This is a genomic window from Brevundimonas sp. GN22 (assembly GCF_054824005.1).
Map to the genome: position 1 here is coordinate 15,140 of NZ_JSYD01000039.1, position 26,489 is coordinate 41,628.

General features: G+C 62.3%; 22 protein-coding genes, 1 tRNA gene and 1 riboswitch. Of the genes, 15 read left to right on the plus strand and 8 right to left on the minus strand.

Annotation, left to right across the window (positions count from 1 at the left end):
• The first annotated feature begins 38 nt into the window (after positions 1-38).
• Positions 39-2,135, plus strand: a complete 2,097-nt coding sequence (locus tag OB03_RS06165) for a dipeptidyl-peptidase 5 (protein WP_461343544.1) — start codon at positions 39-41, stop codon at positions 2,133-2,135.
• Positions 2,136-2,249: 114 nt separating this feature from the next.
• Positions 2,250-2,849, plus strand: coding sequence for a hypothetical protein (locus tag OB03_RS06170; protein WP_461343545.1), 600 nt, complete (start codon positions 2,250-2,252; stop codon positions 2,847-2,849).
• Here OB03_RS06170 and dapE read toward each other — a convergent pair.
• Positions 2,846-4,039 carry a succinyl-diaminopimelate desuccinylase gene (dapE, locus tag OB03_RS06175; RefSeq protein WP_461343546.1) on the minus strand — a complete coding sequence of 398 codons (1,194 nt, stop codon included), beginning with the start codon at positions 4,037-4,039 and terminating at the stop codon, positions 2,846-2,848. The genes OB03_RS06170 and dapE overlap by 4 nt on opposite strands.
• An 83-nt stretch (positions 4,040-4,122) precedes the next feature.
• On the opposite strand from dapE, the gene OB03_RS06180 reads away from it, so the two are divergent.
• On the plus strand, positions 4,123-5,394 hold the full coding sequence (locus OB03_RS06180; RefSeq protein WP_461343547.1) for an MFS transporter: 1,272 nt from the start codon (positions 4,123-4,125) through the stop codon (positions 5,392-5,394).
• Positions 5,395-5,518: 124 nt separating this feature from the next.
• Here the strand turns inward: OB03_RS06180 and OB03_RS06185 are convergent, their stop codons facing one another.
• Entirely contained in the window at positions 5,519-6,553 is a 1,035-nt protein-coding gene (locus OB03_RS06185) for a 2'-deoxycytidine 5'-triphosphate deaminase (RefSeq protein WP_242912834.1), read from the minus strand.
• 104 nt (positions 6,554-6,657) lie between these two features.
• Between OB03_RS06185 and apaG the strand changes: the two genes are divergently transcribed.
• Complete coding sequence (apaG, locus tag OB03_RS06190) at positions 6,658-7,065, plus strand: Co2+/Mg2+ efflux protein ApaG (protein WP_242912836.1); 408 nt, start codon at positions 6,658-6,660, stop codon at positions 7,063-7,065.
• A gap of 65 nt (positions 7,066-7,130) precedes the next feature.
• Here the strand turns inward: apaG and OB03_RS06195 are convergent, their stop codons facing one another.
• On the minus strand, positions 7,131-7,727 hold the full coding sequence (locus OB03_RS06195; RefSeq protein WP_242912838.1) for a GcrA family cell cycle regulator: 597 nt from the start codon (positions 7,725-7,727) through the stop codon (positions 7,131-7,133).
• 233 nt (positions 7,728-7,960) lie between these two features.
• On the opposite strand from OB03_RS06195, the gene OB03_RS06200 reads away from it, so the two are divergent.
• From OB03_RS06200 to argF, 4 genes are all read left to right on the plus strand, one after another.
• The gene (locus tag OB03_RS06200; protein WP_242912840.1) at positions 7,961-8,788 is read left to right on the plus strand and encodes an ABC transporter permease; all 828 of its coding nucleotides are present in this window, start codon (positions 7,961-7,963) and stop codon (positions 8,786-8,788) included.
• 116 nt (positions 8,789-8,904) lie between these two features.
• The gene (locus tag OB03_RS06205; protein WP_242912841.1) at positions 8,905-9,837 is read left to right on the plus strand and encodes a M28 family peptidase; all 933 of its coding nucleotides are present in this window, start codon (positions 8,905-8,907) and stop codon (positions 9,835-9,837) included.
• Between the two features lie 167 nt (positions 9,838-10,004).
• Entirely contained in the window at positions 10,005-11,180 is a 1,176-nt protein-coding gene (locus tag OB03_RS06210; RefSeq protein ID WP_461343555.1) for an acetylornithine transaminase, read from the plus strand.
• A 35-nt stretch (positions 11,181-11,215) separates the two neighbouring features.
• The gene (gene argF, locus OB03_RS06215) at positions 11,216-12,130 is read left to right on the plus strand and encodes an ornithine carbamoyltransferase (RefSeq protein ID WP_242912843.1); all 915 of its coding nucleotides are present in this window, start codon (positions 11,216-11,218) and stop codon (positions 12,128-12,130) included.
• Between the two features lie 61 nt (positions 12,131-12,191).
• On the opposite strand, the gene OB03_RS06220 is transcribed toward argF, so the two are convergent.
• Positions 12,192-12,407 carry a hypothetical protein gene (locus OB03_RS06220; protein ID WP_242912844.1) on the minus strand — a complete coding sequence of 72 codons (216 nt, stop codon included), beginning with the start codon at positions 12,405-12,407 and terminating at the stop codon, positions 12,192-12,194.
• A gap of 208 nt (positions 12,408-12,615) precedes the next feature.
• Here OB03_RS06220 and OB03_RS06225 point away from each other — a divergent pair, with 208 nt between their 5' ends.
• From OB03_RS06225 to OB03_RS06235, 3 genes are all read left to right on the plus strand, one after another.
• On the plus strand, positions 12,616-15,345 hold the full coding sequence (locus OB03_RS06225) for an SEL1-like repeat protein (protein ID WP_461343548.1): 2,730 nt from the start codon (positions 12,616-12,618) through the stop codon (positions 15,343-15,345).
• Between the two features lie 112 nt (positions 15,346-15,457).
• Positions 15,458-16,381, plus strand: coding sequence for a sulfite exporter TauE/SafE family protein (locus OB03_RS06230; RefSeq protein WP_242912849.1), 924 nt, complete (start codon positions 15,458-15,460; stop codon positions 16,379-16,381).
• Positions 16,381-17,205: a TIGR02186 family protein gene (locus OB03_RS06235; RefSeq protein ID WP_461343549.1), complete on the plus strand. Its 825-nt coding sequence runs from the start codon at positions 16,381-16,383 to the stop codon at positions 17,203-17,205. Before OB03_RS06230 ends, OB03_RS06235 begins: the two co-directional genes overlap by 1 nt.
• Positions 17,206-17,393: 188 nt before the next feature.
• Here the strand turns inward: OB03_RS06235 and OB03_RS06240 are convergent, their stop codons facing one another.
• The 3 genes from OB03_RS06240 to OB03_RS06250 form a co-directional block, all read right to left on the minus strand.
• Positions 17,394-19,586: a 3-hydroxyacyl-CoA dehydrogenase NAD-binding domain-containing protein gene (locus OB03_RS06240; protein WP_461343550.1), complete on the minus strand. Its 2,193-nt coding sequence runs from the start codon at positions 19,584-19,586 to the stop codon at positions 17,394-17,396.
• Between the two features lie 17 nt (positions 19,587-19,603).
• Positions 19,604-20,809 carry an acetyl-CoA C-acetyltransferase gene (locus OB03_RS06245; RefSeq protein ID WP_461343551.1) on the minus strand — a complete coding sequence of 402 codons (1,206 nt, stop codon included), beginning with the start codon at positions 20,807-20,809 and terminating at the stop codon, positions 19,604-19,606.
• A gap of 227 nt (positions 20,810-21,036) precedes the next feature.
• Positions 21,037-22,257 carry a PQQ-dependent sugar dehydrogenase gene (locus OB03_RS06250; protein ID WP_461343552.1) on the minus strand — a complete coding sequence of 407 codons (1,221 nt, stop codon included), beginning with the start codon at positions 22,255-22,257 and terminating at the stop codon, positions 21,037-21,039.
• Between the two features lie 217 nt (positions 22,258-22,474).
• Here OB03_RS06250 and OB03_RS06255 point away from each other — a divergent pair.
• A tRNA-Met gene (locus OB03_RS06255) sits at positions 22,475-22,551 on the plus strand.
• Positions 22,552-22,620: 69 nt separating this feature from the next.
• Here OB03_RS06255 and OB03_RS06260 read toward each other — a convergent pair.
• Positions 22,621-23,217, minus strand: a complete 597-nt coding sequence (locus tag OB03_RS06260) for a manganese efflux pump MntP (RefSeq protein ID WP_461343553.1) — start codon at positions 23,215-23,217, stop codon at positions 22,621-22,623.
• A 12-nt stretch (positions 23,218-23,229) separates the two neighbouring features.
• Positions 23,230-23,396, minus strand: a riboswitch (yybP-ykoY riboswitch).
• 117 nt (positions 23,397-23,513) lie between these two features.
• Here OB03_RS06260 and rlmN point away from each other — a divergent pair.
• The 3 genes from rlmN (at position 23,514) to OB03_RS06275 (ending at position 26,359) form a co-directional block, all read left to right on the plus strand.
• The gene (gene rlmN, locus OB03_RS06265) at positions 23,514-24,680 is read left to right on the plus strand and encodes a dual-specificity RNA methyltransferase RlmN (protein ID WP_461343554.1); all 1,167 of its coding nucleotides are present in this window, start codon (positions 23,514-23,516) and stop codon (positions 24,678-24,680) included.
• 394 nt (positions 24,681-25,074) lie between these two features.
• The gene (locus tag OB03_RS06270; RefSeq protein ID WP_242912857.1) at positions 25,075-25,518 is read left to right on the plus strand and encodes a DUF350 domain-containing protein; all 444 of its coding nucleotides are present in this window, start codon (positions 25,075-25,077) and stop codon (positions 25,516-25,518) included.
• Between the two features lie 10 nt (positions 25,519-25,528).
• On the plus strand, positions 25,529-26,359 hold the full coding sequence (locus OB03_RS06275; RefSeq protein WP_242912858.1) for a S1 family peptidase: 831 nt from the start codon (positions 25,529-25,531) through the stop codon (positions 26,357-26,359).
• The last annotated feature ends 130 nt before the right edge of the window (positions 26,360-26,489 follow it).

Genomic DNA, 26,489 nt, shown 5'->3' on the forward strand with positions numbered 1-26,489 from the left:
GCCTTTCAGCCTGACTGTCCCAATAAGAGGGAGCGCCCATGCGCCGCCTGTCCCATCTTCTCTGCGGCCTCAGCGCCGCAGCCCTGCTGACCGTCGCTGCTCCGGCTCTGGCCGATAGTGCCGCGGCTCCGGTGGCGACTGCCACCGCCGAAGCCAGCAATGCCTTCAACTACAACGATATGATCTCGGCGAACCGTCTGGGTGACCCGCAGGTGTCGCCGGATAGCGAATGGGTGGTCTATTCGGTTACCCAAACCGATGTGGCCGCCAACCGCCGCAGCTCCAAACTCTATATCCAGTCGCTGAAGGGCGAAGGCCAAGCCACGGTCCTGCCGATCAGCGAAGGCGGTGCCAACACCGCGCGCTGGGGCAAGGACGGACAGCTTTATTTTCTGTCGTCGCGCTCGGGCTCGTCGCAGGTGTGGATCTCGACTGATAAGGGCCAGACCGCAACGCAAGCCACCAACCTGCCGACCGACGTAAACGCCTATCGCGTCAACGCCGCGGGCGATGCCGTGGCTGTGTCGCTGGCTGTCTATCCGGACGCCGAAAACCTCGCCGCTTCGATCGCGCGTGGTGCCGAGGAAGCCGAGCGCAAATCGACGGGCAAGGTCTATGACCGTATGTTCGTGCGCCACTGGGATACGTGGAACGACCACACTCAAAACCACCTGTTCGTCGTGGGTCTTGGCGACAATGCCCACGATGCTGTTTGGGTGACCAAAGGCTTTGACGGCGACACCCCGTCCAAGCCGTTCGGCGACGAGAGCGAGTTCACCTTCACCCCCGATGGCCGCAGCATCGTGTTCTCGGCGCGTCATGCCGGTAAGTCGGAACCGTGGAGCACCAACTTTGACCTCTATCAGGTCGCGGCCGATGCACCGGGCCAACTGACCAATCTGACCGAGGCCAATCCGGCTTGGGACACGGGTCCGGTCTTCTCGCCGGATGGCCAGACGCTGGCCTATCGCGCGATGGAGCGTGCAGGCTTTGAAGCTGACAAATATTCGATCTTCCTGCGCGATGTGGCCACCGGCCAGACCCGCCAGATCGCTGCCAACTGGGACCGTTCGGCAGACAGCCTGCAGTGGTCGAAAGACGGCAATAGCCTGTTCGTTACCGCTGGTGACGTAGGCAACACCAAGCTGTTCCAGATCGATGCCCGCAATGGTTCGGTCGTAGCGCTGACGGGCGCAGGCCACGTTGGTGCTGTCCAGCAGATCGATGACGGTTTCGTCCTGTCGATCGACACCCTGACCCGTCCGGCAGAGCTGTTCACCAAGACCTTCCGTGGTCGCGAAATGCCGCGCCAGATCACCAATGTGAACCCGCAACTGGACGCCAAAAAGTTCGGCGAGTTCGAGCAGTTCAGCTTCCCGGGCTGGAATAACGAGACCGTCCACGGCTACGTCATCAAGCCTGCCAACTATGTCGAAGGCCAGAAATATCCGGTCGCCTTCCTGATCCACGGTGGACCGCAAGGCTCGTTCGGCAACGGCTGGTCCTACCGCTGGAACCCCGAGACCTATGCGGGTGCGGGCTATGCGGTGGTGATGATCGATTTCCACGGCTCGACCGGCTACGGCCAAGAGTTCACGGACGCCATCAGCCAGCACTGGGGCGACCGTCCGCTGGAAGATCTGCAGAAGGGTTGGGCGGCAGCCCAGCAAAAATACAGCTTCCTCGACGGTGATAACGCCTGTGCGCTGGGCGCGTCCTACGGCGGTTATATGATCAACTGGATCGCCGGTAACTGGTCCGACGAGTTCAAATGCCTCGTGAACCATGACGGCGTGTTCGACATCATGGGCATGGGCTATGGCACCGAGGAGCTGTGGTTCACCGAGTGGGAATACGGCGGCACGCCGTGGGAAAATCCGGAAGGATACCAGCGCTTCAATCCGGTCAACCACGTCCAGAACTGGAAGACCCCGATGCTGGTCATTCAGGGCGACAAGGATTTCCGCATCCCGACCTCGCAAGCCCTGTCGACTTTCACCGCCCTGCAGCGTCGCGGCATCGAGAGCCGCTTCGTCATGTTCCCGGACGAGAACCACTGGGTTCTGAAACCGGCGAACTCGATGCAGTGGCACAACGAAGTGTTTGGCTGGCTGGACCAGCATCTGAACAAGTAAGGCCTCGGGCCTTTGATAATCAGGGCGCGGTTCTTTCGGGAGCCGCGCCCTATTTCATTGAGGCTTGCATCCCCGCGCGACGTCGTTCCTAAAGAGCGGATGGCGAGGGATGGAATGACGCGGCGCGGACTGTGCGCTTCGATAGGCGTGGCGGCTGCGGGACTGGCGTTACCTGCGTGGGCGCAGGCGCGCATGGCCTATGGTCCCGATCCGTGCCAGACCTTGAAGCTGTATCCTGCCCGCGGCGAGGGCCCGCACCCGGTGGTCATCATGGTGGGAGATGCCGCCCGACCGCCCTCGGCGGCTATGGAACGCAACGCCAGCCAGTTGGCACGGCGGGGCATGTCGGTAGCGCTCATAGACCGTCGCCCGTCGCTATACGGACTTCAGGCCCACACATCCGATATCGTCCGCGCCCTGTTCCACCTGCTGACGCAGGCGGAGGCGCTGTCTCTGGACGGACGGTTTGCCCTGTGGGGCGAACAGGGTGGGGCCTCCGCCGTGCTGCTGGTGGCGCGGGACGGGCGCTATCTGACGGCAGGTCGGATTGACCCTTATCAGCACTGGGGCACGGTGGTGCTGGGCCTGCCTGAAGAGACTGACCCGACCTTCACCCGTGCTTCGGCTTACGGCATTGGCCGCACCCGTGCGCTGTACGAAGGCCGCGCCGATCATACGGCGCAGGGCACGGCTTTCCTCAGCGGCCTGTTCTAGGCTTTCAGTCTCTCGAACAGGGCGCGGATGACCTCGACATAGATGTTGGTCAGGTCGCGCAGTTCCTGTTCCGGCACGCGCTCGTCGATCTGGTGCATGGTCTGGCCGACAAGGCCCAGTTCCAGCACCGGACACATATAGCGGATGAAACGGGCATCGGAGGTGCCGCCGCTGGTCGAGGCCTCGGGGCGACGACCGATGGCCTTCTCGACTGCGTCCTGCACCCCGCCAATGAAGGCTTCGTTCTGGGTCAGAAAGGCTTCGCCCGAGATCATGTGCTCGACGTCGATCCTAAAACCGGTCTCAGCCTGAAGGGCTCCGGCCTCTTTGGTCATCCACTCGGCCAGTGCTGTCCCGGCGTGGGTGGGATTGAAGCGGATATTGGTGCGGGCGCGGGCGACGGCGGGGATGATGTTGGTCGCCGTATTGCCGATGTCGATGGTGGTGATTTCGAGGTTTGACGGCGGGAATTCGGGATAACCCTCGTCCAGCACGCGGGCGTTCAGGCGTGTCATCAGCTCGGCAATGACCGGGGCCGGATTTGCGGCGCGTTCCGGATAGGCAACATGGCCCTGTTTGCCGTGGACGGTGAACCAGCTGTTGATCGAGCCGCGACGGCCGACCTTGATCATATCGCCCAGTTGCGCCGAAGAGGACGGCTCGCCAACGATACAGGCGTCGATGACCTCGCCCTCGCCCATCAGGGTCTCGACCACGCGCTTGGTACCGTGAAGGGCAGGGCCTTCTTCATCGCCGGTGATCAACAGCGACAACGAACCTTCGACCTCGCCTTCGGACAGGATGCGTGACAGGGCCGCAACCCACGCCCCGATGCCGCCCTTCATATCGACCGCACCGCGACCGTAGAGGATGCCGTCCTTGGTTTCGCCCTCGAACGGGCCGGTAGTCCACTGCTCGGCGACCCCTGTGGGCACCACATCGGTGTGGCCAGCGAAGCAGATATTGGGCGAGGCCGTGCCGCGGCGGGCATAGAGGTTGATGATGGGCGCATCCACGCCCTCACCCGTCGGGCCGGAAAACTCCATCCGGCGACAGGTGAAGCCCAGATCGATCAGGGCTTTTTCCAGCACTTCCATCGCGCCTTCATTGGCTGGCGTCACCGACGGGCGGCGGATCAGGGCGCGCGTCAGTTCGACAGGATCGAGAACGGAATTTGATGTGCTGTTCATGGGTCAATGCTTTAGGCAGGTAAGCCCGAGACGAGAAGGGCGATCTTGCGCCCGATCTGCACAACTGCCGAGATTTTTGATCCGTGACGACCGAAAACCCCCGCACTGCGGATGATACGCCTTCCGACAGTCCGTCCAGCCCTTGGAAGATAGCGGATTTCCGCCTGTTGTGGGTCGGTCGTGTGCTGGCCGTCCTGGCCATCCAGATCCAGTCCTCGGCCTTACTGTGGCAGGTCTACGCAATCGCCCGTCGCGATCACCCGATTGAACAGGCCAGCCTTTATCTGGGTCTGGTGGGCCTGTGTCAGTTCCTGCCGCTGCTGGCCTTCACTTTGCCGGCAGGGGCTATGGCCGACAAACGCGACCGCAAACATACGGTGACCCTGTCGATTGTGGTTGAGATGGTCTGCGCGGGGATTTTCCTCGCCATGGCGCTGCATGGTTCTCCGCCCCTGTGGGGGCTGCTTGCCGTGGCGGCTGTGTTCGGGGCCGCGCGGGCGTTTCTGGCACCGGCCTCGCAGGCCTTTCTGCCCATGGTTGTGGGGCGGAAAGACCTGCCTGCCGCTATCGCCGCTCAGGCTATCGCCTTCCAGACGGGGGCCATTGCCGGTCCTGCGCTGGGCGGGTTGATCGTCGCGGTGACGGTACCGCTGGCCTATGCGTCGTCGGCGGCGCTGTTCCTTCTGGCAATCGGTTGCTTCGTGATGATCAAGACCTCGGGCAAGCCGCAAGTGGTGTCCACGGACTCGCCGGTCGCTCTGGTCAAGGAAGGTCTGTCCTATGTCTGGAAGACCAAGATCGTGCTGGGCGCGATTTCACTGGACCTGATCGTGGTGCTGTTTGCGGGCGTGGCTTTGCTGACGCCGATCTTTGCCCGTGACATCCTGCATGTCGGGCCGATGGGTTTCGGTTTCTTGCGGGCGGCTTTTGGTGTCGGCGCGCTGGTGATGGCGCTGTGGCTCAGCCGCTTTCCGATCCAGCGCAATGGCGGACTGTGGATGTTCGCGGCCGTGGCCGTGTTCGGAGTTTGCACCATTATCTTTGGCCTGTCGAAGATCGTGTGGATTTCGGCGCTGGTGTTGTTCGTCGGCGGTGCCGCAGACATGATCAGCGTCAACGTTCGACAGACCTTGATCCAGCTGGCCACGCCCGATCACATGCGCGGGCGGGTGTCGTCGGTGTCCATGCTGTTCATTGGCGCATCCAACGAACTGGGCGAGGCCTATTCGGGTGTGATGGTCCGTTTGCTGGGGCCGATTGGCGCGGCGGTGTTCGGTGGCTTTGGCGCTCTGGCTGCCACGGGCATCTGGGCCAAGGTTTTCCCGTCCCTCAGAAAAGCCGACAGGCTTTCCTAACAATCAAAAGGCCCGCTGAATCAGCGGGCCTTTTCTATCCTATCGCGAGCGCCAAGGGCGCTCGCGACTTGAGGGGATTTCCGCCCTACCGCTCGCCTTGCGAAGGCTCGCGACTTGAGGGCGTTTACTTCCATTCCTTGAAGTGTTTCGACAGCTTCAGGCCCTGCTTCTGATAGTGGCTGCCACCTTCGCCATAGAGGCGGGTCGGGCGCTCGGTCAGGGGTTCATAAACAAGGCGCGCAACGGTCTGTTCGTGTTCCAGAAGGAAGGGGGTGTCGTGGGTGCGAACCTCCAGCACGCCCTTGGAGCCTGCGCCGTGCGCCTCGTCGGTGCCAAAGCCCGGATCGAAGAAGCCTGCATAGTGGACGCGGAACTCGCCGACAGACGGGTCAATCGGGGTCATCTCGGCGGCTTGGTCGACAGGGATTTCAACGTCGTCGCTGGAGGCCAGGATATAAAACTCGCCCGGATCGAGCAGCAGGTCGCCGTCGCGCAGGGTCAGCGGTTCCCAGAAGTCGCGCGGGTCGTGACCGTCGACGTTCTCCAGATCGACCACACCGGCATGGCGGCGGCCACGGAAACCGACAATGCCGTTGTCGTTCGGCAGCAGGTCCACGCCAACGCTGCGAGTCTCCAGACGCGGCGGTTCGCCCGCCTTGAGGCGCAGCTGGTTCAGGCGCGTGCCCGGACGCACGAGGATGGAGAAGGTCTGGGGCGCGATCTCGAGATACAGCGGGCCTTCATAGCCTTCATCGACATCGTCGAAGCTCTGACCCTGATCGGTCAGCAGGCGCACGAACACATCGACGCGGCCAGTCGAGGATTTCGGGTTGGCGCGGGCGTTTAGGCCCTTGGGCAGGGACAGATGTTCTTGCAGGCGGGCGATATAGACGCAGCCCTTTTCAAGAACATAGCCGCCCGACAGATCCACCGTGTGCATGGCCACATCGCGGATGCGGTCCTCGACCTTGCGCTTTCCGGGCAGGAAGCTGGCGCGGACACGCCACGCCACGTCCGACAGGCGTAGGTCGAGGCTGGCCGGTTGGACCTGATCGGAATCAAATGGGGTCTGGCTGGTGATGGCACCCGTCGCAATCAGGGTCTCGATGCCCTGAAACGGGATGATGCCGGCTTGGTCGGGAAGAGTGAACTTGGTCATGCCGTCCTGTTCTCACACGGATTTTTCCGCCTGTCTCGCCCAGAAAACATCAGTTTGGGCGAGAGTCTGCTTGAACCCCGGTCACGGCGGGACGCATATAGCGCATGGTTCATGGTTCTGCCTATAGCGCCGAGACAGAAGGTATGGTCGTTCGCGTCCAGCCCTCGTTTCTGGCTGCCCAATCCGACCCCGAGGCAGGCCACTGGGTTTGGGCCTATCAAATAGAGATCGTCAATCTGACCGGATCGCCCGTACAGGTCGTGGCGCGTCGCTGGACCATCACCGATGCCGTCGGTCGCGTCGAGGAAGTGCGAGGCTCCGGGGTTGTGGGCGAACAGCCGGTTATCGAGCCGGGCGATAGTTTCGCCTATGCCTCGGGTTGTCCGCTAGCGACGCCGTCGGGATCCATGGTCGGGGCCTATTTCTGCAAGGACCTCGAGGGGCGGATGTTTGAAATCGCTATACCGCACTTCAGTCTGGACATTCCCGATACCCGCCGCACCCTGAACTGAACGGCATAAAAAAAGAGCGCAACGATTGCTCGTTGCGCCCCTCAAGATTTCCGGTGAACGGAAAATTAGATGTAGCGACGAAGGCTGCGAGCCAGCTCCGAAGCGCCGTCCTTGGTGCTCTTCTTGACCTGCGGCTGGTAGGCGACGCGAGCGTGCTCGCCGCAATAGACGCCTTCCGAAGCGCGACGGCCGCAGAACGAGAACTCGCGCGACGACGGATCGCCAATCGGCCATTTGCACATGTGTGCGCCGAGGGTCAGGACGGTCGCCGTGCCCGGCAGTTCCGGCATGGGAGCCGGAGCGGACGGTTGGGCTACCTGCGTCGGCACAGCCGCCGGGCGCGGAGCAACAGCCTCGATGCGGCGCGGCGCCGACGGGGCCTGGGTCGGTTGAGCCGGAGCAGCGGCGGGAGCCGATGCAGCCGGAGTGGCGGCTGCAGCAGCGGCTGCCTTGGCCGTGCTCGGGCGAGCCGTGCGGAAAGTCGTGCGTGCCGGTTGCGACGGGGCCGCGCGGCCCGACAGGCCGAGGCGGTGCACCTTGCCGATGACGGCGTTGCGGGTCACACCGCCGCCCAGTGCCTTGGCAATCTGGGAGGCCGATTGACCTTCAAGCCACAGCTTCTTCAGAGCGCCTACGCGATCTTCTGTCCAGCCTGCGTTCATGCCACCCTCCAAGGGAAGTCGGATTCAATATCTTGTGTCAGGGCGCCGGAAATGACGTCCTTCAGTGGCGCCGATCGTAAATTATTACTTGGGACACGCAATATGTGGAGAATCACCTGTCCACAGAAACCAGATGTAGTATGGTTAATGTCCCGTTTTGACTCACTTTATTTCGCTGTCATCTAACGCTGGATGCCTTGCGAAACGGCGTGGGTATGCGCATTTGGGCGATTATGAGCTCGCAAAACCTGTCTGAACCGACCCCATCGACCCTGCATTCACCGCGCCGCCATGACGGCGTGAACTGGGTTGGCCTGCGCACACTCTATCTGCGCGAGGTGCGACGGTTCTGGAAGGTGGGGGCCCAGACGGTTGCAGCACCCGTTGTAACGACCTTGCTGTACATGATGGTGTTTGTGGTCGCGCTTCAGGGGGCACGTCCGCCGCTACACGGCACGCCCTTTGCCGAGTTCGTCGCACCCGGCCTGATCATGATGGCCATTTTGCAGAACGCGTTTGCCAATGCCTCGTCCAGCCTCATCCAGGCCAAGATCATGGGCACGGCGACCGACTTCCTGACCCCGCCGCTCAGCCCGCTGGAACTGACCATCGGTTTCAGCCTCGGTGCCGCCACGCGCGGGATCGTTGTGGGTCTGGTGACGGCCATTTGTGTGCTGCCGTTCGCCAAGCTAGCTGTCAGCAACATCCTGCTGATCGTCTGGTTTGGCCTGATGTCTTCGCTGCTGATGGGTATGGTCGGCGTTCTGGCTGGTCTGTGGTCGGAGAAGTTCGACCACCTCTCTGCGGTTCAGAACTTTGTGGTCATGCCGATGACCTTCCTGTCGGGCACGTTTTATCTGGTCGACAACCTTCCGGCTCCGTTCGACACCATCAGCCACTTCAACCCTTTCTTCTACCTGATCGACGGATTCCGCGCGGGCTTCATCGGTAACGCTGAAAGCAACCTGCTGGTCGGCACTGCCATCAGCGGCATCCTGACGGTCGTGCTGGGCGTCATCTGCTGGATGGTGTTCAAGTCGGGCTGGCGCCTCAAGAGTTAAGCTTCGCCGTGCGGGCGGTGACCTGACCATATTTTCACTGGTCAGGTCACGCCCCTCGGGCTAGCCCTCTGTCACAAGCGCCCTGTTCGTGCGGGGCTGACAGGGGAGATATTTTTATGGCTATTCGCCAACTTCTGGCATCGAGCGCGGCCTTGGCCCTCGGTGCCGTCATGGCCTCGGCTGCCATGGCGCAGTCCACGGAACAAGCACCGCTGAGCCCTCGCGGCCAATCGATCCACGATGCAGCGGCTGCTCTGGTCAAATCGAACAATACCGAGCGTCTCGATGTCCTGAAGGCCCAACTGGAAGCCGCAGGTGTGCCTTACACCCTGCATGCTTTCGAGGGCGGCAACCGCCAAACCGGTCCGATGTCGGGCAATAATATCGTCATCACCCTGGGCGAGGGCGAGAAAGACATCGTCCTTCTGGCCCACTACGATGCTGCGGTACTGCGCGACGGTGCCTTCTCGCACGGCGTAGTGGACAATGCAGGTGGCACGCTCGCGGTGATCGCTGCGGCAAAGGCTCTTCCTGTCTCCACCATGAAGCACCGCGTGGTCGTGGTTCTGACGGATCAGGAAGAACTGGGCCTGATCGGTGCGCGTAAATGGCTGGAGCAGGCTGACAAATCGCGCATCGCCGCTGCGGTGAACGTCGATGTGGCTGCTTACGGCACGACCGTGATGTTCGGCCTGAACAATGGTCCGGCATCGGCCGGTCTGGTGCGTACCCTGCGCACCCATTGCGCGGACACCAACACCGATTGCGTGGCCTTCCCGGTTTACCCGCCGAGCGAAGACCGCGTGTTTACGGCGGCAGGCTTGCCTGTCCTGTCGCTGGGCATCCAGAATCCGATCGGTGCTCGCCAGATGTGGCTGGCCTTCAACGGCGGACAAGACAACGGCCTGCGCGAAGGCTTTGTGCCGGACGTGTTCCAGAACATTCACACGCACGAAGACAAGATGGACAAGCTTAAGGCGGACGACGTCGCAGCGTTCGCAGACTTCGTGACCCAACTGGTGGTCAAGATCGATAACGGCCAACACTAGAGGGCTACGTAGCCTCGTCGCCGCTTTAAAAGCCCGGAAACGTCCGGGAAGCGGTGTTGACTAAGGTCATCCTTCGTCAGACAAGGATTGAACCCTTTTAAAGCGGTCCCGTCGTAGCCCGGCGGGGCCGTCTCTCATTTCAGGAGCTTGCCGTGTCCGGTCATCTGATGGGCGTTTATAATCGTGCACCGCTGGAAGTGGAGCGCGGCCAGGGCGTCCGACTGTGGTCCACCGACGGGACCGAGTATCTGGACTGCGTCTCGGGCATTTCGACCAATGCTCTGGGCCATGCGGCTCCGGTGCTGGTTGAAGCCCTGAAGGCGCAGGCTGACAAGCTGTGGCACGTCTCGAACATCTATCGCATCCCGGGTCAGGACGAGCTGGCCGACATGCTGTGCGACAAGTCGTTCGCCGAGGTGGTCTTCTTCGCCAACTCGGGCACCGAGGCGGTGGAATGCGCGATCAAGACCGCGCGCAAATACCACCACGCAAAGGGCAATGTTGAGCGCATCGACATCTATGGCTTCGACGGCTCGTTCCATGGCCGGACCTATGGCGGCATCAATGCTGCGGCAAACCCGAACTACACCGAGGGCTTTGGCCCGCCGATGCAGGGCTTCTACCAGCTGAAGTGGGGCGACAAGGACGCTCTGACTCAGGCGTTTGAATCCCCGACCACGGCCGCCATCATCCTCGAGCCGGTTCAGGGCGAGGGCGGCTGCCGCGCGACGCCGGAAGAGGACCTGCGCTGGATGCGCGAGACGGCCGACAAGCACGGCGTCCTGATCATCTTCGATGAAGTCCAGTGCGGCATGGGCCGTACCGGCAAGCTGTGGGCGCACGAATGGGCTGGCATGACGCCGGACATCATGGCTGTGGCCAAGGCTCTGGGTGGCGGCTTCCCGATTGGTGCCTGCCTTGCGACGGCTGAAGCGGCTTCGGGTATGACCGCTGGCGCTCACGGCTCGACCTTCGGTGGCAACCCGCTGGCCATGGCGGTCGGCAAGGCTGCGTTCTCGACCATTGCCTCGGACAAAATCCTGAACAACGTCAACGAGATAGCCGGCTATCTGAAGCAGCAGTTCGCCGGTCTTCAGGAACGCTTTCCGGACGTGATCGCCGAGGTTCGCGGCAAAGGCCTGCTGATGGGTCTGAAGCTGATCCCGAACAACCGCGACTTCATGGGTTGGGCCCGCGACGAAGCCCACATGCTCGTCGCCGGTGGCGGTGACAATCTGGTACGCATCCTGCCCCCGCTGAACATCACGCTGGAAGAAGCCCGCGAAGCTGTCGAGCGTCTGGAAAAAACCTGCGAGTTCGCTCGCGCTCAAGCATCCGCCTAAGGGCGGCGACCGTAGTCTGATTTACGGAGACCGAAATGGTCCGTCACTTCCTCGATATCTACCGTCTCGACGCCGCCGATCTGCGCGGCATTCTGGATGACGCCCACGCCCGCAAGCAGGCCCGCAAGGGCTGGCCCAAGGGCAAGGTTGACGCCGATGCTCCGGCCAAAGACCGCGTTCTGGCGATGATCTTCGAGAAGAACTCGACGCGTACGCGTTTCAGCTTTGATGCCGCCATCCGCCAACTGGGCGGTCAGGGCATCATCGCCAACGCGTCGGACATGCAACTGGGCCGCGGCGAGCCGATCGAGGACACCGCCAAGGTTCTGTCGCGCATGGTCGATGCCGTGATGATCCGCGCCAACGACCACGAAGACGTCGAGCGTTTCGCCCGCGTCTCCGAGGTTCCGGTCATCAACGCCCTGACGGACCGTTCGCACCCGTGCCAGATTCTGGCCGATCTGCTGACCATCGAAGAGCACCTCGGCAATGTCGAGGGCAAGACGATTGCGTGGGTGGGTGACGGCAACAACGTCTGCCACAGCTTCATGCACGCTGCGCCCAAGTTCGGCTTCAAGCTGCGCGTGGCCTGCCCTGCGGAATACCACCCCGACCTGCGCGATCTGGAGAAGGGCGGCGAGTACGTCTACCTGACCTCCGATCCCAAGGATGCGGTTCAGGGTGCCGACGTCGTTGTGACCGACACTTGGGTGTCGATGGGCGACAAGGACTATGAAGCGCGTCTGGCCGCCTTCGAGCCCTACACGGTCGATCAGTCGCTGATGGATCAGGCCAATGACGGTGCTGTCTTCCTTCACTGCCTGCCGGCCCACCGCGGCGAGGAAGTGACCGACGAGGTCATCGACGGTCCGCAATCGCTGATCTTTGACGAAGCCGAAAACCGCATCCATGCCCAGAAGTCCGTTCTGGCCTGGTGCTTCGCCGGCTAGGCAGCCACAAAGACTTAAGCGAAAAGGCCGGAGGGGAAACCTTTCGGCCTTTTTCTTTGCCTCAGTAGGACTGGGGGTTAGGGCCCATGCCGTAGAGCCCGGCCAGATGGATCAGCAGCAGCATTGTCAGGGCCGCGCACACCAGCATCAGGAAGCGCCAAGGCATCATGCGCGGCTTGCTGCGCGTAAGATCCAGCGGCTTTGCGCCACGCCACGCGCAGATTGCGCCGAATACAACGGCAATAAACAACAGGATCAAAGTTAGCTGCAGGCTCATGTGCCTGAGTTGGCTGATCGAAAATCTTTAAGCAAGCCCCCAGTTGTGGGGCTGGCAAATCAGCAACCTTCTGTTAACCAAGTCCATACTGTCCCGCTCGGATTGTCCGCGCTGGATTTGGTAAGCGTCCAGATATTGTGGTTATGGAAGTGTTTGCATACAACATGTGGACAACGACCGTCGCCGTCACGACGCAGGAGACGAATCAGTGAGCGCAACGGCGCCTTGGAGCGTGAAGGGGATCGACCCCAAAGCCCGCGAGATCGCAAAGGATCTCGCGCGTCGCTCCGGCATGACCCTCGGCGAATGGCTTAACTCCATGATTATGGACGAGCCGGAAGACGACGGTGTCACGCCCCTTCCGCGCCGGTCCGCCATTCCTGATCCGTACGACCGCCGTGCCCGCCGCCGCCGTCTCGACGACGCCTACGAAGGCCAGAGCGGAAATGAGGGCATCAATGCCCTGATCCTCGAACTGGGCGAACGCCTCGAAGAAGCCGAGCGACGTTCGGCTTCGGCGATTCAAGGCATCGACCAGGCTGTTGCCGGTCTGATGCGCCGCATGGACACCAGCCGCGAACAGGACAGCCAGCGCGAGCGTCGGCTGGACGATGTCGCGCGCGAACTGCGTGACGGCCACCAAAGGCTCAAGCAGTTGGAAGCGCGCGAGGCCGGTGCCGGTGCGGATGACCTGAAGGCGCGTCTGGATCGTGCACAGGACGCAACGCATATGGCCCTTCAGGGGCTGGAGCGTTCCTTTGCCGCTCTCGACAAGCGACTGGGCTCGCTGGAAGCTCGCCCCTCGCACGATGACGGGCAATTGGCTCAACTGGCAGAGACACTGGGTCGCCAGATCGAGGCCAACCGTCAGGACATGCTCTCGCGTCTGGAAAAGGTGGGGGACACCAGCCGCCTTGCCCGCGCCGAGCAGACCCTTGGCAAGCTGGTTCGCCAGACCGCTGCAGCAGAACTCAAGTCCGCCCGCGCCGTGGAGGCGATGGGCCACGAGATCATGCGCATCGCCCAGAATATGAACGGGCGCATGCAGACGCTGGAGCAAGCCAGCGCCAGCGAAAACTCGACCACGCTCGACATGCGTCTGGCCGAGCTGGGCCGCGTTCTGGACGAGAAGCTGGACCGCGAAATCGCCCGTCACAGCCAGTCGGTCGAAAACCGCCTTTCGCGTCAAGAAGACCAGAACGCATTGGCGCTGGAGCGTCTGGGCGGCGAGATCACGCGCATTTCGGACCGCCTGTCGGAGCGTATTTCCCAGACCGAGCGCCGCTCGACGCAGGCCATCGACGATATCGGCCGCCGTCTGGCTGAAAGCAGCGAGAAGCTGGAGCGCCGCTCGGAAGATGTCTCCGGCGAAATGGCCGAGCGTCTGCGCCAAAGTGAAGAGCGCACGCGCCGCCTGCTGGAAGAAGCCCGGGAGGTTCGCGCCCGCCGCGAAGCCGCCGCCCACCATGCTGCGCCGCGCCTGACCTCGGCTGCACCTCCGGCGGCGATGGCCTTTGACGACGTGCCTGACTTCATTGCCGACGACCAGCCGGCTGTGTCGCTGTTCGGGGCTGCGCCGACCGACGAGTGGTTGCCGCAACAGGCAGAGCCTGATGACTGGCGTGCCTCGGCACTGGCCACAAACCCCATTGATGCACCATTGCCGGAAGCACAGGCGACCGACGGCTGGGCCGACACAGTGGCCGCCGAGATGGCGGTAGAGCCATTCCCGACGCACGATGACCTGCGTCCGTTCGGAAGTCTCGAAGACGAACTGGATACGGATGCATCCCCCGTTGCGGAGGCCGACGATCTCCAGGCCGACGCCGAGGCCGACGATTTCCCGTCGATCTTCGCTTCGTCCGGACATGAGTTGGCTGCCGACCAGAGCGATGCCGATACTTCGCAGGCCGTAACCGACGCTATCGACGAGCAGGTGTTTGCTGAGCCCGCACAAATACCGGCCCATGAGCGCGAAGCCGCTGAAAGCTTCCTCGGTGCGCTGGCTGCCGAAATGGAAGCCAGTCAGGAAGCCGCCGAGCCGAGCACGCGCGACGTCATAGATCAGGCCCGTGCGGCGATCGTTGATGACGTGCCCGAAGTGGCACCGCGCAAAACCTTTGGCCTCGGCAAGCTGCGAAAAAAGGGCGGGACTTCCGCGCTCCAGCAAAAGCTGGACCGCAAAGCCGCACGTGACGGATCGACCGTGGGGCAGGCGCTGAAGGTATCGGCGCTAGCCATGCTGGTCGTGGGTGGCGGCGGCTATGGCACGCTTAAACTGCTCAAGGATCAGGATATCGATTTCGGTCAGGCCGCCAGCGCTCCGCCAGCAGCACCGATGGCTGCATTGGCACTGGATGCCACGCCCACCGATGCCGTGCCGTCCAAGGAAGTGGCCGAGACGGAAGGGGCAGCGATCTTCAAGCGCGCCGAGCTTTTGTTGGACAATGGTGACATGTCCGGACTGGAGCCAATGAAGCGCGCCGCTGAACTGGGCTATGTACCCGCGCAGATGCGATTGGCGGCGATCTACACCGAAGGCGCAGCAGGCATTGAAGCCGATGTTGTGGAAGCCCGCGCATGGGTACGCCGCGCGGCCGAGGCGGGCGAGCCCAAGGCGATGCAGCACTATGCGACCTTGCTGTACGACGGCACGGGCGGGGAGCGCGACGAAAAGTCGGCCGTTTACTGGATGCGCAAATCTGCCGAGGCAGGCCGCGTGGACAGCCAGTACAACGTCGCCCACCTCTACGAAAAAGGCGTCAAAGGCGGGCCGGCTAATAAGATCGAGGCCATGACCTGGTATATGATCGCGGCTCGGCGCGGCGACCAACAGGCCTTGGCGGCTATCCAACGCCTGACCCCCGAACTCAAGCCGGAACAGCGCGCCGCCGCGCGCAACGCCGCCGATAACTTTACCGTCCCGCCGGTTTCCTGACCTTTGTCGGGAACGGTAGGGGTGGTCTGACGGGTCAGCGTTGGCTAAAGCCTTAGAGTAGACGCCGAACGGGGTGTCGCTTGCCGTTCCTTGTCAACCGAAGGCGCGTACAGTGGATATTTATCTGCCGATCGCCGAAGTCTCGGTGAACTGGCCGCTCCTGATGTTGTTGGGAGCGACGGTTGGCTTTGTCTCGGGCCTGTTCGGCATTGGCGGCGGGTTCCTGATGGCCCCGATTCTCGTCTTCATGGGTATCCCGCCTACGGTGGCTGTCGCCAGTCAGGCCAGCCATGTCGTGGCCTCCTCCACCTCCGGCGTTATCCGCTATTCAATGATGAAGGGCGTGGATTACCGCATCGGTACCCTGATGGCTGTCGGCGGGGCCTTGGGTGCTGTGCTGGGCGTGGAGCTGTTCCGGTATCTTCGACTGTTGGGACAGGCCGATCTGGTTGTCGCTGTCTCCTATCTTATCTTCCTCGGTTCCATCGGCTCGATGATGGTTTTCGAGAGCCTGACCAAGATTCTTCAGCGCGTGCGGGGCGAAACACCACCCCGCAAGGACCGCCGCCGTCCGATGTGGCTGTATGGACTGCCCCTGCGCATGCGTTTCCCGCGCTCGGGCCTATACATTAGTGCCATCCCGCCATTCGGACTGGGTGTGTTTGCCGGTATCCTGTCGGCTATTATGGGTGTGGGGGGCGGGTTCATCCTCGTTCCGGCCATGCTCTATGTGCTGCGCATGCGGGCCAGCGTCGTGGTCGGCACCAGCCTGTTCCAGATCATCATCACCACGGCGATCACCACCATCCTGCAGGCAGGCCGCAACCAGACGGTCGATATCGTGCTGTCGATGATCCTGCTGCTTGGCGGGGTTGTCGGGGCGCAATACGGAGCGCGTCTGTCCGGGCGCTTCCGCGCCGAGGAGATGCGCGCGGCGCTGGGCTTTATCGTCCTTCTGGTGGGTATCCAGATGGGTCTGGAGCTGTTTGTCCGCCCCAGTGAGTTGTTCCTGATGGCACCGGGGATCGGGGACTAATGTTTCAAGATATCCCGCCCGAACCCGCTGCTGTGGTGCAAACCGTTCCCGCGCCCCCGCCGCCCGAGCAGAGCATCAATACCGCCCGCGAAGTCCGTGTCGCAGCCGCGCTGACAGATGCGCAGATCAAGGTCGATACACGCTTCAGCGGGGCGTCCATCGTCCTCTACGGGGCCGTGTTCAATCCGACCGAGACGCCTACGGACGTGGTTCTTGTCGTTCGTGGGCCGGACGAGACTGTGCGTCTGGTCAAAAAGACCCGGCACAACGGTGTCTGGCTCAACAGCCGTCCGGTCGTGTTTGAAGGCGCGCCGGGCTTTTACATGACGGCTTCGACGAGGCCCTTGGCCGACATCGCCGATTTTGGCCAGTTGCGCCGTCTTGGCGTCGGTCTGGACCACTTGCGCATTAATGCCCCCGAAGAGGCGACGACTGTCACCCGCTATGGCGTGCGCGATGTTGTTATCAGCCGTCTGGGCGAGGATTATCTGGATTGGCGCCGTGCGGTGATCCGCCTGAAGGAATCTGCAGGCCTGTATAAGAGCAATCCTAAGGGCGTACGCTTTGTCGATCGCGGCCTGTTCCGTGCCGAGGTCGAACTGCCCGCGACGGCCCCGACGGGCATCTATTATGCCGAGGTCTGGCTGTTCCAGCAGGGTGCTCCGATTTCGGTGTCTAATATGACGCTGACGGTCGAGAAGGTGGGGCTGGAGCGCCGCATCTATCAGTTCGCCCATCGCCAGCCTTGGCTATACGGCATACTCTGCGTGCTGATTGCAGCGGGTATCGGCTATCTCGCCTCCCGTATTTTCCGGAACCGCTGAGCCCCTTCTCAAGTAGAGAGCGCCCGCGGCGCGAGCGGTAGAAGGCCCCTCTCATAAAGAGAGCGCCCGCGACGCGAACGGTAGAAGGCTTCTCTCATATCGAGTGCGCCCGCGGCGCGAACGGTAGAGAAACAAAAAAAGGGCGACCCGACGGGCCGCCCTTTTCCTTGTTCACCTTTCGGCGTCTCTTAGGCGGCTTCAGCCGACTTCGAGAACTTGCCGTAGAAGGTCTCGCCAGCGGCAGCCATGTCGCGCAGCAGTTGCGGCACTTCGAAGCGCGGGCCGTAGGCAGCAGCCAGACGGTCAGCAGTTTCGACGAACTTGGCCAGACCGATCTGGTCGATGAAGGTGATCGGACCACCCGACCAAGGCGCGAAGCCCCAGCCGAGGATGGCACCGAGGTCGCCTTCACGCGGATCGTCGATCACGCCCTCAGCCCAGCAGCGTGCCACTTCGACAGCTTGACGGTACAGCAGGCGGGTCTTGATCTCTTCGATAGTGTCGAACGCTTCGGCGGTTTCGTTGAAGCCTTCGGTCTTGGTGGTCGGAGCCAGTTCGGCCAGACCCGGCCAGATGACCTTCGGCTTCTGGTCGTAGTCGTAGAAGCCCTTGCCGTTCTTGCGGCCGTAGCGACCCCCTTCAACCATGGTCGAGACGATCTTCTCGCCTGCGGTCGGGACATAGGCGTCGCCCAGGTCTTCCTTGGTTTGCTTGGTGATTTTGTACGACAGGTCCAGAGCGACGTCGTCGTGCATTTCCAGCGGACCACGCGGCATGCCGGTGGCACGGCCGATGTTGTCGATGGCGACCGGCGAGTAGCCTTCTTCCAGCAGCGCCATGCCTTCCATCAGGTAGGTGGAGAAGCAACGCGAGGTGTAGAAGCCGCGGCTGTCGTTGACGACGATCGGGGTCTTCTTGATCTTCAGGACGTAGTCCAGAGCCTTGGCCAGAGCCTCGTCGCTGGTCTTTTCAGCCATGATGATCTCGACCAGCATCATCTTGTCGACCGGCGAGAAGAAGTGGATGCCGATGAAGTCTTCCGGACGAACCGAAGCTTCGGCCAAGCCCGTGATCGGGAGGGTCGAGGTGTTCGAACCGAAGATCGCGCCCTTCTCAAGTTGGGCTTCGGCGTTCTTGGTGACGGTGGCCTTGATCTCGCGGTTTTCGAACACGGCCTCGATCACCAGGTCCGAACCCTTGATCAGGTCGTAGTCGGTGGTCGGGGTGATCAGGGCGAGGATGCCGTCAGCCTTCTCCTGGGTCATGTGACCGCGCGAGACGCGCTTCTGGATCAGGTCAACAGCGTATTGTTTACCCTTCTCGGCGGCTTCCTGATTGGTGTCGATCAGGATGGTTTCGATACCGGCCATGGCTTGGACGTAGGCGATGCCTGCACCCATCATGCCGGCGCCGATGACCGTGACCTTCTTCGGGTCCGACTTCGGAATTCCAGCCGGGCGAACCGCGCCCTTGTCCAGCTCCTGCTTCGACAGGAACAGCGAGCGGATCATGGCCTGAGCCTGCGGGGTCATCAGGGTCTTGATGAAATAGCGGGTCTCGATACGCAGACCGGCATCCATCGGAACCTGAACGCCCTCATAGACGGCCTTCATCATGTTCAGAACGGCCGGATAGTTGCCGTACGAGTTCTTGCGCAGGATGGCGTTGCCCATGATGAACACCTGGGCACCGGCCGGATGGTAAGGACCGCCGCCCGGCAGTTTGAACTTGGGTTCATCCCACGGTTGGACAGCCTTGCCGCCGTTCTTGATCCAGGTCTTGGCCGCTTCGACCGACTGGCCGATTTCAACGACTTCGTGGACGACGCCAGCCGACTTGGCGTCGTTCGGACGCCACGACTTGCCTTCGGCCATCTGCATCAGAGCGGTCTGGACGCCGATCAGGCGGGTCAGACGCTGGGTGCCGCCGCCGCCCGGGAACAGGCCGACCTTGATTTCCGGCAGACCCAGTTGGATCTTCGGATTGTTCTCGACCACGCGGTAGTGGCAGGCGAGGGTGAACTCGAGGCCACCGCCCAGAGCCAGGCCATTGATGGCGGCTGCCACCGGCTTGCCGCAGGTTTCCAGTGCACGGAAGGCACCGTTCAGAGCCCAACCCGCGTCAAACGCCGATTGCAGGTCGCCAGCGCCCGACAACATGCCCGAAGCCATGTCGCCAAGGTCGGCACCGGCGCAGAAGCCCGATTGTTTGCCCGAGGTGATAACCACGCCCTTGATGGCGTCATCCGACTGAATCTTCTCGACCAGTTGCGGGATCTCTTTGATCACAGCACCGGTCAGGGTGTTCATCGAACGGTTCGGAACGTCGAAGGCAACAACGGCAATACCGTCGGCATCGATTTCGATCTTGAAGTTTTCCATCGTCATTCGCTCCTAGATCAGACGCGTTCGATCACGGTGGCGGTACCCATGCCGCCGCCGATGCACAGGGTGGCCAGAGCCGTCGACTTGTCCGAGCGTTCCAGCTCGTCCAGCACGGTGCCGAGGATCATGGCACCGGTGGCACCCAGCGGGTGACCCATGGCGATAGCGCCGCCGCAGACGTTGATCTTGTCGTGCGGGATGTCGAGGGCTTGCATGTAGCGCAGGACCACAGCGGCAAAGGCTTCGTTCAGTTCATAGAGGTCGATGTCGGCAACGGACATGCCCAGCTTGCCCAGCAGCTTGCGGGTCACCGGTTCCGGACCGGTCAGCATGATCGACGGTTCCGAACCGATCGATGCACCGCCGAGAATCTTGGCGCGCGGCTTGAGGCCGAGGGCTTCGCCCATTTCCTTCGAACCGATCAGGATGCCGGCAGCACCGTCAACGATGCCCGAGGAGTTGCCCGGGGTGTGAACGTGGTTCACGCCGGCGACTTCAGGGTAGCGTTGGTTGATCACCGCGTCGAAGCCCATGGTGCCCATCATGGTGAAAGACGGGTTCAGACCACCGAGGGTCTGCATGGTGGTGTTCGGACGGATAGTTTCGTCGCGGTCCAGACGGGTCAGACCCAGCTGGTCCTTCACGGCGACGACCGACTTGGCAAAGCGTTTCTCTTCCCAAGAACGGGCGGCGCGCTTGTGCGATTCAACTGAATAGGCGTCCACGTCGTCGCGGCTGATGCCGTATTTCGAGGCGATCATGTCTGCGGACACGCCCTGCGGCACGAAGTAGGACGGGAAGGCTGCCGACGGATCGGTCGGCCATGCGCCGCCGTCCGAGCCCATGGGCACGCGGCTCATGGCTTCGACGCCACCGCCGATGGCCATGCCGGCTTCACCCGACTTCACCTTGGCAGCCGCAACGTTCACAGCTTCCAGGCCCGAGGCGCAGAAGCGGTTCAGTTGGAAGCCGGCGGTTTCTTGCGAGTAGCCAGCAGCCAGAACGGCCGTGCGGGCAATACAGGAGCCTTGCTCGCCAACCGGCGACACCACGCCCATGACAACATCGTCGACCTTGGAGGTGTCGAGGTTGTTGCGGTCACGCAGGGCTTCCAGCACCTGCGAAGCCAGGCTCAGCGCGGTGATTTCGTGAAGGCTGCCGTCTTTCTTGCCCTTGCCGCGCGGGGTCCGCACGGCGTCGTAGATATAGGCCTCGGCCATCTGGTGCGTCTCTCTTTTATGTTCGTGTTCCCAACCACCCGAAGACAGATGGGGATACGGTTATCGTTCTGCGACCCGCGAGCGCTGCTTTGGGGCAGACGAAGGTCGAGAAGCTCGGCCCTAGAAAACCGACGTTTACGTCAACGTCAAGTAACAAGGCGCGTGAGAGACATCAGATGGCGGCGTCATAGTGACAATAGTGTCAATATGACGTCTTGCATTAGGGTTTAGCGCGACAGGCGGACCAGCTTGCCGTTGTCCTCGTCGGTAATGACCCAGACCGCACCATCGGCACCCACCGCGACATCACGGATACGCTCGCCAAGGCCGGTCAGCAGGCGCTCTTCACCGACCACGCGATTGTTCTCGAGGACGAGCCGAACAAGATGCTTGCCGCCCAGACCGCCGATCAGGGCATTGCCCTTCCACTCTGGGAACATGTTGCCTTCATAGAATGTCATCCCGCCCGGCGCGATGACCGGATCCCAGTAATAGACCGGCTGGACCGTACCTTCGGCGGTCGCGTTCATGCCTGGAATGGGCTGGCCGTTATATTCGATGCCATATCCTGCAATCGGCCAGCCATAGTTGCTGCCCGCTTCGATCAGGTTCAACTCATCGCCGCCGCGCGTACCGTGCTCAATCGTCCAGACCGCGCCGGTGCCGGGCTGGATCGCGATGCCCTGCGGGTTGCGGTGGCCATAGGTGAAGTTCTGCGCAAGGGCACCGTCGCGACCGACGAAAGGGTTGTCCTGCGGCACGCTTCCGTCCGCGTTGATGCGGACGACCTTGCCGTGGTGGGTGCCGAGGTTCTGGGCGTCGGGGCGTTTCGGCTTGTCCGAACGCTCGCCGATGGTGATGTACAGTTTGCCGTCCGGCGCAAAGGCCAGCGACGAGCCATAGTGTTTGTCGCCGTCATAGGTCTGGGCGACCTCGAAGACGACCTGAAGGTTTTCCAGCTTGGTATTGTCGTCCGACAGGCGGGCGCGGGCGACGGCGGTGCCGTTACCGCCCTGGCGCGGCTGGGCGAAGGAGAAGTAAACCAGACGGTCCTGCGCGAAGCTCGGGCTGAGGATGACATCCAGCAGACCGCCTTGTCCTTTGGCATCAACGGCAGGAACTCCCGAGATAGGCGCACCGATCTGGCCTTCATTGCTGACGATCCGCAGGCGGCCGGGCTTTTCTGTCACCAGCCAGTTGCCGTCCGGCAGGAGTACCAGCCCCCAAGGCTTTTCAAGACCGGAGGCTACAACATTGTGGGTCATGGTCCCTTGCGTCGCGACGCCGGGCGCGCGCGTCTGGCCCTCAAAGGCGGGCACCTGATCGGGATTATTGGGTGCGCGTGTTTCGACGGGCGCGCCTGCCTGGGACGAGGTTTGTCCAGTCGCGCCGCATGCAGCGGTCATGGCGATGGCCGAGGTGGCTACAAAAAGCAGAAGGGGGCGCATGGTCATTCTCTTTCGAAAGCGCGGTCTGAAAAGCTTCGGCGCGTTAAGGTGACGATTGTTATGCGAATAAGGTCGGCGAGTTTAAGCAATTTCTGCGTTTAACCGCTTGAACCAAATCGTGCTGGGCGATATAGGCACCGCTCTCGCGACGGAAGACAACAGGTCATCCGGTCGCGGAGCCTTCACGGCTCGGGTGGCAACACCCAAGGTGTGGAATGGTTGGGTAGCTCAGATGGTTAGAGCGGTGGATTCATAACCCACAGGTCGGCGGTTCGATCCCGCCTCCAACCACCACCTCCTTCGCGCGACAATAAGTCGAAACGACAAAGGCTCCCGATCTTTCGGGAGCCTTTCGTTTATCCGTCAAAAGCCGAGGGATTGAAGGAAGCCCAGATGCTCGAGAAGGATCTTGGTGCCCAGTAGAATCAGGGCAATCCCGCCAACGATTTCTGCGGCGCGGCCCAGTTTGGTGCCCACGATCTTGCCAATGAGCATGCCGAGGGTTGCCAGAGCAAAAGTGGTGGCCCCGATGGCGGCGGCGATAATCCAGATATTGGCGCTCAAGAAGGCCAGGCCGACGCCCACGGCACCTGCGTCAATCGAGGTGCCGACCGCTGTTGCAATAAGGGTGAACAGACCACGCGAGCCCTTCGGGCCTTCTGGCCGCCCTTCAGTATCCGCGTCGTCGTGGGTCAGTCCCTCGTAGAGCATCTTGCCGCCGACGAGGCCCAGAAGTCCGAAGGCGATCCAGTGATCGACCGCCTCGACCAGACCGGCAAACATTATGCCCACGCCAAAACCGATGAGCGGGGTCAGGGCTTCGATCACCCCGAAGACGAGGCCTTGCCTAATGGCTTGGTCGAAGTCGGGATGGTGTTTGGCCCCGCGACTGATGGCGGCAGCGAAAGCATCTGCGGACATGCTGAGTGACAGCACGGCGATAGCGATAGGCGACATCATGAACAGACTACAGAGCCGGACGCGTGACAGCACACCACGGGCGCAGGCCGGCTCGACCCCCGAGGATGTGCTGGTCTCGCTAGGCGGGAAAACCCGCTAATCGCGCCATGCCGAAAGGCAAGTGTGTTGACGCGAACCCGACTGAGAGACGTCGGAAGCTACTCCCCAACGCCGTGTCGTCTAAAGGTTGGAACCTCGGCGGTCAAGAGCATCCGACATCTGGCGTAGGGGACAAGTCGTCCCATCTGTGCTAAACGCCCGCCCTTATCCCCCTTACGCCGTAGGATTTTTTGGCCGTGAGCATCACGCTGGACCTCTCGCGCTCTGTCGCTTCTAAAGCCCCCGTCAACCTGTCCGGTCTGACGCGCGAGGGCCTGCGTCAGGCGCTGATCGACGCCGGCATCTGCCCGCCTGAGAAGGCCAAGATGCGCGCCACTCAGGCGTGGCGCTGGATCCACCACTACGGTGTGACCGACTTCGCCCAGATGAGCGATATCGCCAAGGAAACCCGCGCCGCCATGGCCGAGGCCTTTGTGCTGGATCGCCCTGAAGTAGTAGAGCGTCTGGTTTCCAAGGACGGCACCCGCAAATGGCTCATCCGCATGGGGCCGGGCATCGAGGTGGAAACCGTCTATATCCCTGACGTGGGCCGTGCGGGCGCTCTGTGCGTCTCGTCGCAGGTCGGCTGTACCCTGAACTGCACCTTCTGCCACACCGGCACGCAAAAGCTGGTGCGCAACCTGACGGCTGCCGAGATCGTGGCTCAGGTTCAGGTGGCGCGTGACGACCTTGAAGAGTGGCCGTCGCCGAAGGAAGACCGTCGCCTGTCCAACATCGTCTTCATGGGCATGGGCGAGCCGCTCTATAACCTCGACAATGTCTCGGACGCGATCGACATCATCTCGGACGGCGAAGGCATCGCCATCTCGCGTCGCCGCATCACCGTTTCGACCTCGGGCGTGGTTCCGAAGATTCCGGAACTGGGCGAGCGTACCGGCACCATGCTGGCCATCAGCCTGCACGCCACCAACGATCCGCTGCGCGACAAGCTGGTGCCTCTGAACAAGAAGTATCCGCTGGAACAGCTGATGGAAGCCATCCGCGCCTATCCGGGTCTGGGTAACTCCAAGCGCGTGACCTTCGAGTATGTGATGCTGAAAGGCGTCAACGACAGCCCCGACGAAGCCCGCGCCCTGTGCAAGCTGATCTCGGGCATTCCGGCCAAGATCAACCTGATCCCGTTCAACCCGTGGCCGGGAACCGACTATGAATGCTCGGACTGGAAGGCGATTGAAACCTTCGCGGCTATACTGAACCGCGCAGGCTATGCCTCGCCGATCCGCACCCCGCGCGGTCGCGACATCCTCGCCGCCTGTGGTCAGCTGAAGTCGGAATCCGAGAAGAAGCGCGCCAGTGCCGTTCGTGCCGAACAGCAGACCGCCGAGGCATCCGACGCAGCCTAAGGCTGTTTGTAGCCGACCTTCCAGATAATCCACCCCGCAACGCCGCCTGGTATCAGCAGCGGCGTTACGGGGAAGCTCTGCGGCATGGCAGCTATGCCTCCGAGAACGCTGAGCATGCCTCCCGCTGCGGGCAGGCTTTGCGGCCCGCTGAGCTCCAGGCGGTGCAGCCCGTGCCACGCCGGTATGCCTATAAGAGTGATGCCGACCGTAAAGGCTAGCCAGTGCCGAAGGCGCGGCCCAGCGCCGTTCCGATGAAAAGGGCTAATCCGCAACAAGTCGTTGCAAGAATTGGGGTTCAAGCTTGCATGACGGTGCTTGTCGAAACGACTTAAGGCAGGCAAGGCATTCTAACAGGTTTATAACCGCACTTGTTTAGAGGACCGTCGTAGAACAGATGGAAACGTCAAACGTCGCAGGCGTGCTTTCGAGCCCGGAGGTTCAGGCCTTCGCCAACGGCTTCCCTGTGATGATGCTGCATCTGGTCATTACGCTGGGCCTGCTGGTTGCGGCGGCGACGGTCTATGCCCTGCTGACCCCGTGGCGCGAAGTGCACCTGATCCGTCAGGGGAATGCCGCAGCGGCTACGGGATTTGGTGCCGTTCTGCTCAGTCTCGCGATACCGCTTGCTGTCTCGCTGTCGGTATCCGACTCCATCCGCGACATCGTGATCTGGGGCGTGGCGACCATGGTGTTGCAGCTTCTGGTCTTCCGCGTAGTTGACCTGATGCTGACGGGCCTGCCCCAGCGTATCGAACGCGGAGAGGTTTCCGCCGCCATCGTGCTGGCGGGTGCCAAGCTGGCAACGTCGCTGGTCATTGCGGCGTCACTGACGGGCTAAGACGACAAACATGCGTCTCCCCCTTCCGGACTGGCTCATCTACTGCTCGGTCATCGGGGTCATCCTGATCGCCTCCCTGAGCCGTGGGGAAAAGGCCAATGTTCCCGCAACGGACAGCGTGCCGCCCGAAGAAGCAGGCGCAGAACTTTTGGGCCCGATCACGCCCTTTGATCCATCGGTTGTTGTCGAAGCCGGTGACAGCGATAATCGCCCGCAGATGGGCACCGCATTTTCCATCGCCGACGACGGACGCTGGATCACAGCGCGCCACGTGGTCGAAGGCTGCCGCCAGCCTGCGTTGATCATCGACAAGCAAAGGGCACTGGCCGCTGATGTGCGTCTGGCGGCCAAGACGGATGTGGCGCTGTTGCTCACGGACGGCGGGCCGCCGGCCCTGCCGCTTGCAGGGGACGAGCCGCTTTATAAGGGGCAGCGCGCCTTCCACCCCGGCTTCCCCCAGGGCAAGGCCGGCGAGGTGGCATCGCGCCTTATCGGTCGCGAAACGCTGAAGGTGCGCGGTCGCCATAACTATGACGAGCCTGTGCTGGCGTGGGCCGAGTCCGGTCGCACAAACGGTCTGGACGGTACGCTGTCGGGCCTGTCCGGCGCGCCGGTCATGGACCGCCGAGGGCGTGTGCTGGGTGTGACGATTGCAGAGTCGCCGCGTCGGGGCCGTATCTATACGACCGCCCCCAGTAGCTTTGTCGCCGCCGTTGGCTCGCACCGAAGCCGCGATGCCGAGGGACTGGGACAGGTGGTGACGACCCGCAATTACGGAGCCGTCTCCGACCAGTTGAGGCGCGACCTGCGCGTGGCACAGGTCGTCTGCCTCGCAGTCTGATCCCTAGTTCAGCGTGGCGCTGTCCAGGTTCAGGTCCTTGGCGTCGATGACCTCGACGTTGGGGTATTTGGCGCGAAGATCATCGAGGAACATCGATGCATCGCCCACCACCACCACATTGGCGCGGTCC

What these genes read in the sequence shown, in the direction of transcription:
- OB03_RS06165 (WP_461343544.1), top strand. Translation starts at nt 39, where the DNA reads ATGCGCCGCCTGTCCCATCTTCTCTGCGGCCTCAGCGCCGCAGCCCTG.
- OB03_RS06170 (WP_461343545.1), top strand. Translation starts at nt 2,250, where the DNA reads ATGACGCGGCGCGGACTGTGCGCTTCGATAGGCGTGGCGGCTGCGGGA.
- dapE (WP_461343546.1), bottom strand. Translation starts at nt 4,039, where the DNA reads ATGAACAGCACATCAAATTCCGTTCTCGATCCTGTCGAACTGACGCGC.
- OB03_RS06185 (WP_242912834.1), bottom strand. Translation starts at nt 6,553, where the DNA reads ATGACCAAGTTCACTCTTCCCGACCAAGCCGGCATCATCCCGTTTCAG.
- apaG (WP_242912836.1), top strand. Translation starts at nt 6,658, where the DNA reads ATGGTTCATGGTTCTGCCTATAGCGCCGAGACAGAAGGTATGGTCGTT.
- OB03_RS06195 (WP_242912838.1), bottom strand. Translation starts at nt 7,727, where the DNA reads ATGAACGCAGGCTGGACAGAAGATCGCGTAGGCGCTCTGAAGAAGCTG.
- OB03_RS06200 (WP_242912840.1), top strand. Translation starts at nt 7,961, where the DNA reads ATGAGCTCGCAAAACCTGTCTGAACCGACCCCATCGACCCTGCATTCA.
- OB03_RS06205 (WP_242912841.1), top strand. Translation starts at nt 8,905, where the DNA reads ATGGCTATTCGCCAACTTCTGGCATCGAGCGCGGCCTTGGCCCTCGGT.
- OB03_RS06210 (WP_461343555.1), top strand. Translation starts at nt 10,005, where the DNA reads ATGGGCGTTTATAATCGTGCACCGCTGGAAGTGGAGCGCGGCCAGGGC.
- argF (WP_242912843.1), top strand. Translation starts at nt 11,216, where the DNA reads ATGGTCCGTCACTTCCTCGATATCTACCGTCTCGACGCCGCCGATCTG.
- OB03_RS06220 (WP_242912844.1), bottom strand. Translation starts at nt 12,407, where the DNA reads ATGAGCCTGCAGCTAACTTTGATCCTGTTGTTTATTGCCGTTGTATTC.
- OB03_RS06235 (WP_461343549.1), top strand. Translation starts at nt 16,381, where the DNA reads ATGTTTCAAGATATCCCGCCCGAACCCGCTGCTGTGGTGCAAACCGTT.
- OB03_RS06240 (WP_461343550.1), bottom strand. Translation starts at nt 19,586, where the DNA reads ATGGAAAACTTCAAGATCGAAATCGATGCCGACGGTATTGCCGTTGTT.
- OB03_RS06245 (WP_461343551.1), bottom strand. Translation starts at nt 20,809, where the DNA reads ATGGCCGAGGCCTATATCTACGACGCCGTGCGGACCCCGCGCGGCAAG.
- OB03_RS06250 (WP_461343552.1), bottom strand. Translation starts at nt 22,257, where the DNA reads ATGCGCCCCCTTCTGCTTTTTGTAGCCACCTCGGCCATCGCCATGACC.
- OB03_RS06260 (WP_461343553.1), bottom strand. Translation starts at nt 23,217, where the DNA reads ATGATGTCGCCTATCGCTATCGCCGTGCTGTCACTCAGCATGTCCGCA.
- OB03_RS06270 (WP_242912857.1), top strand. Translation starts at nt 25,075, where the DNA reads ATGGAAACGTCAAACGTCGCAGGCGTGCTTTCGAGCCCGGAGGTTCAG.
- OB03_RS06275 (WP_242912858.1), top strand. Translation starts at nt 25,529, where the DNA reads ATGCGTCTCCCCCTTCCGGACTGGCTCATCTACTGCTCGGTCATCGGG.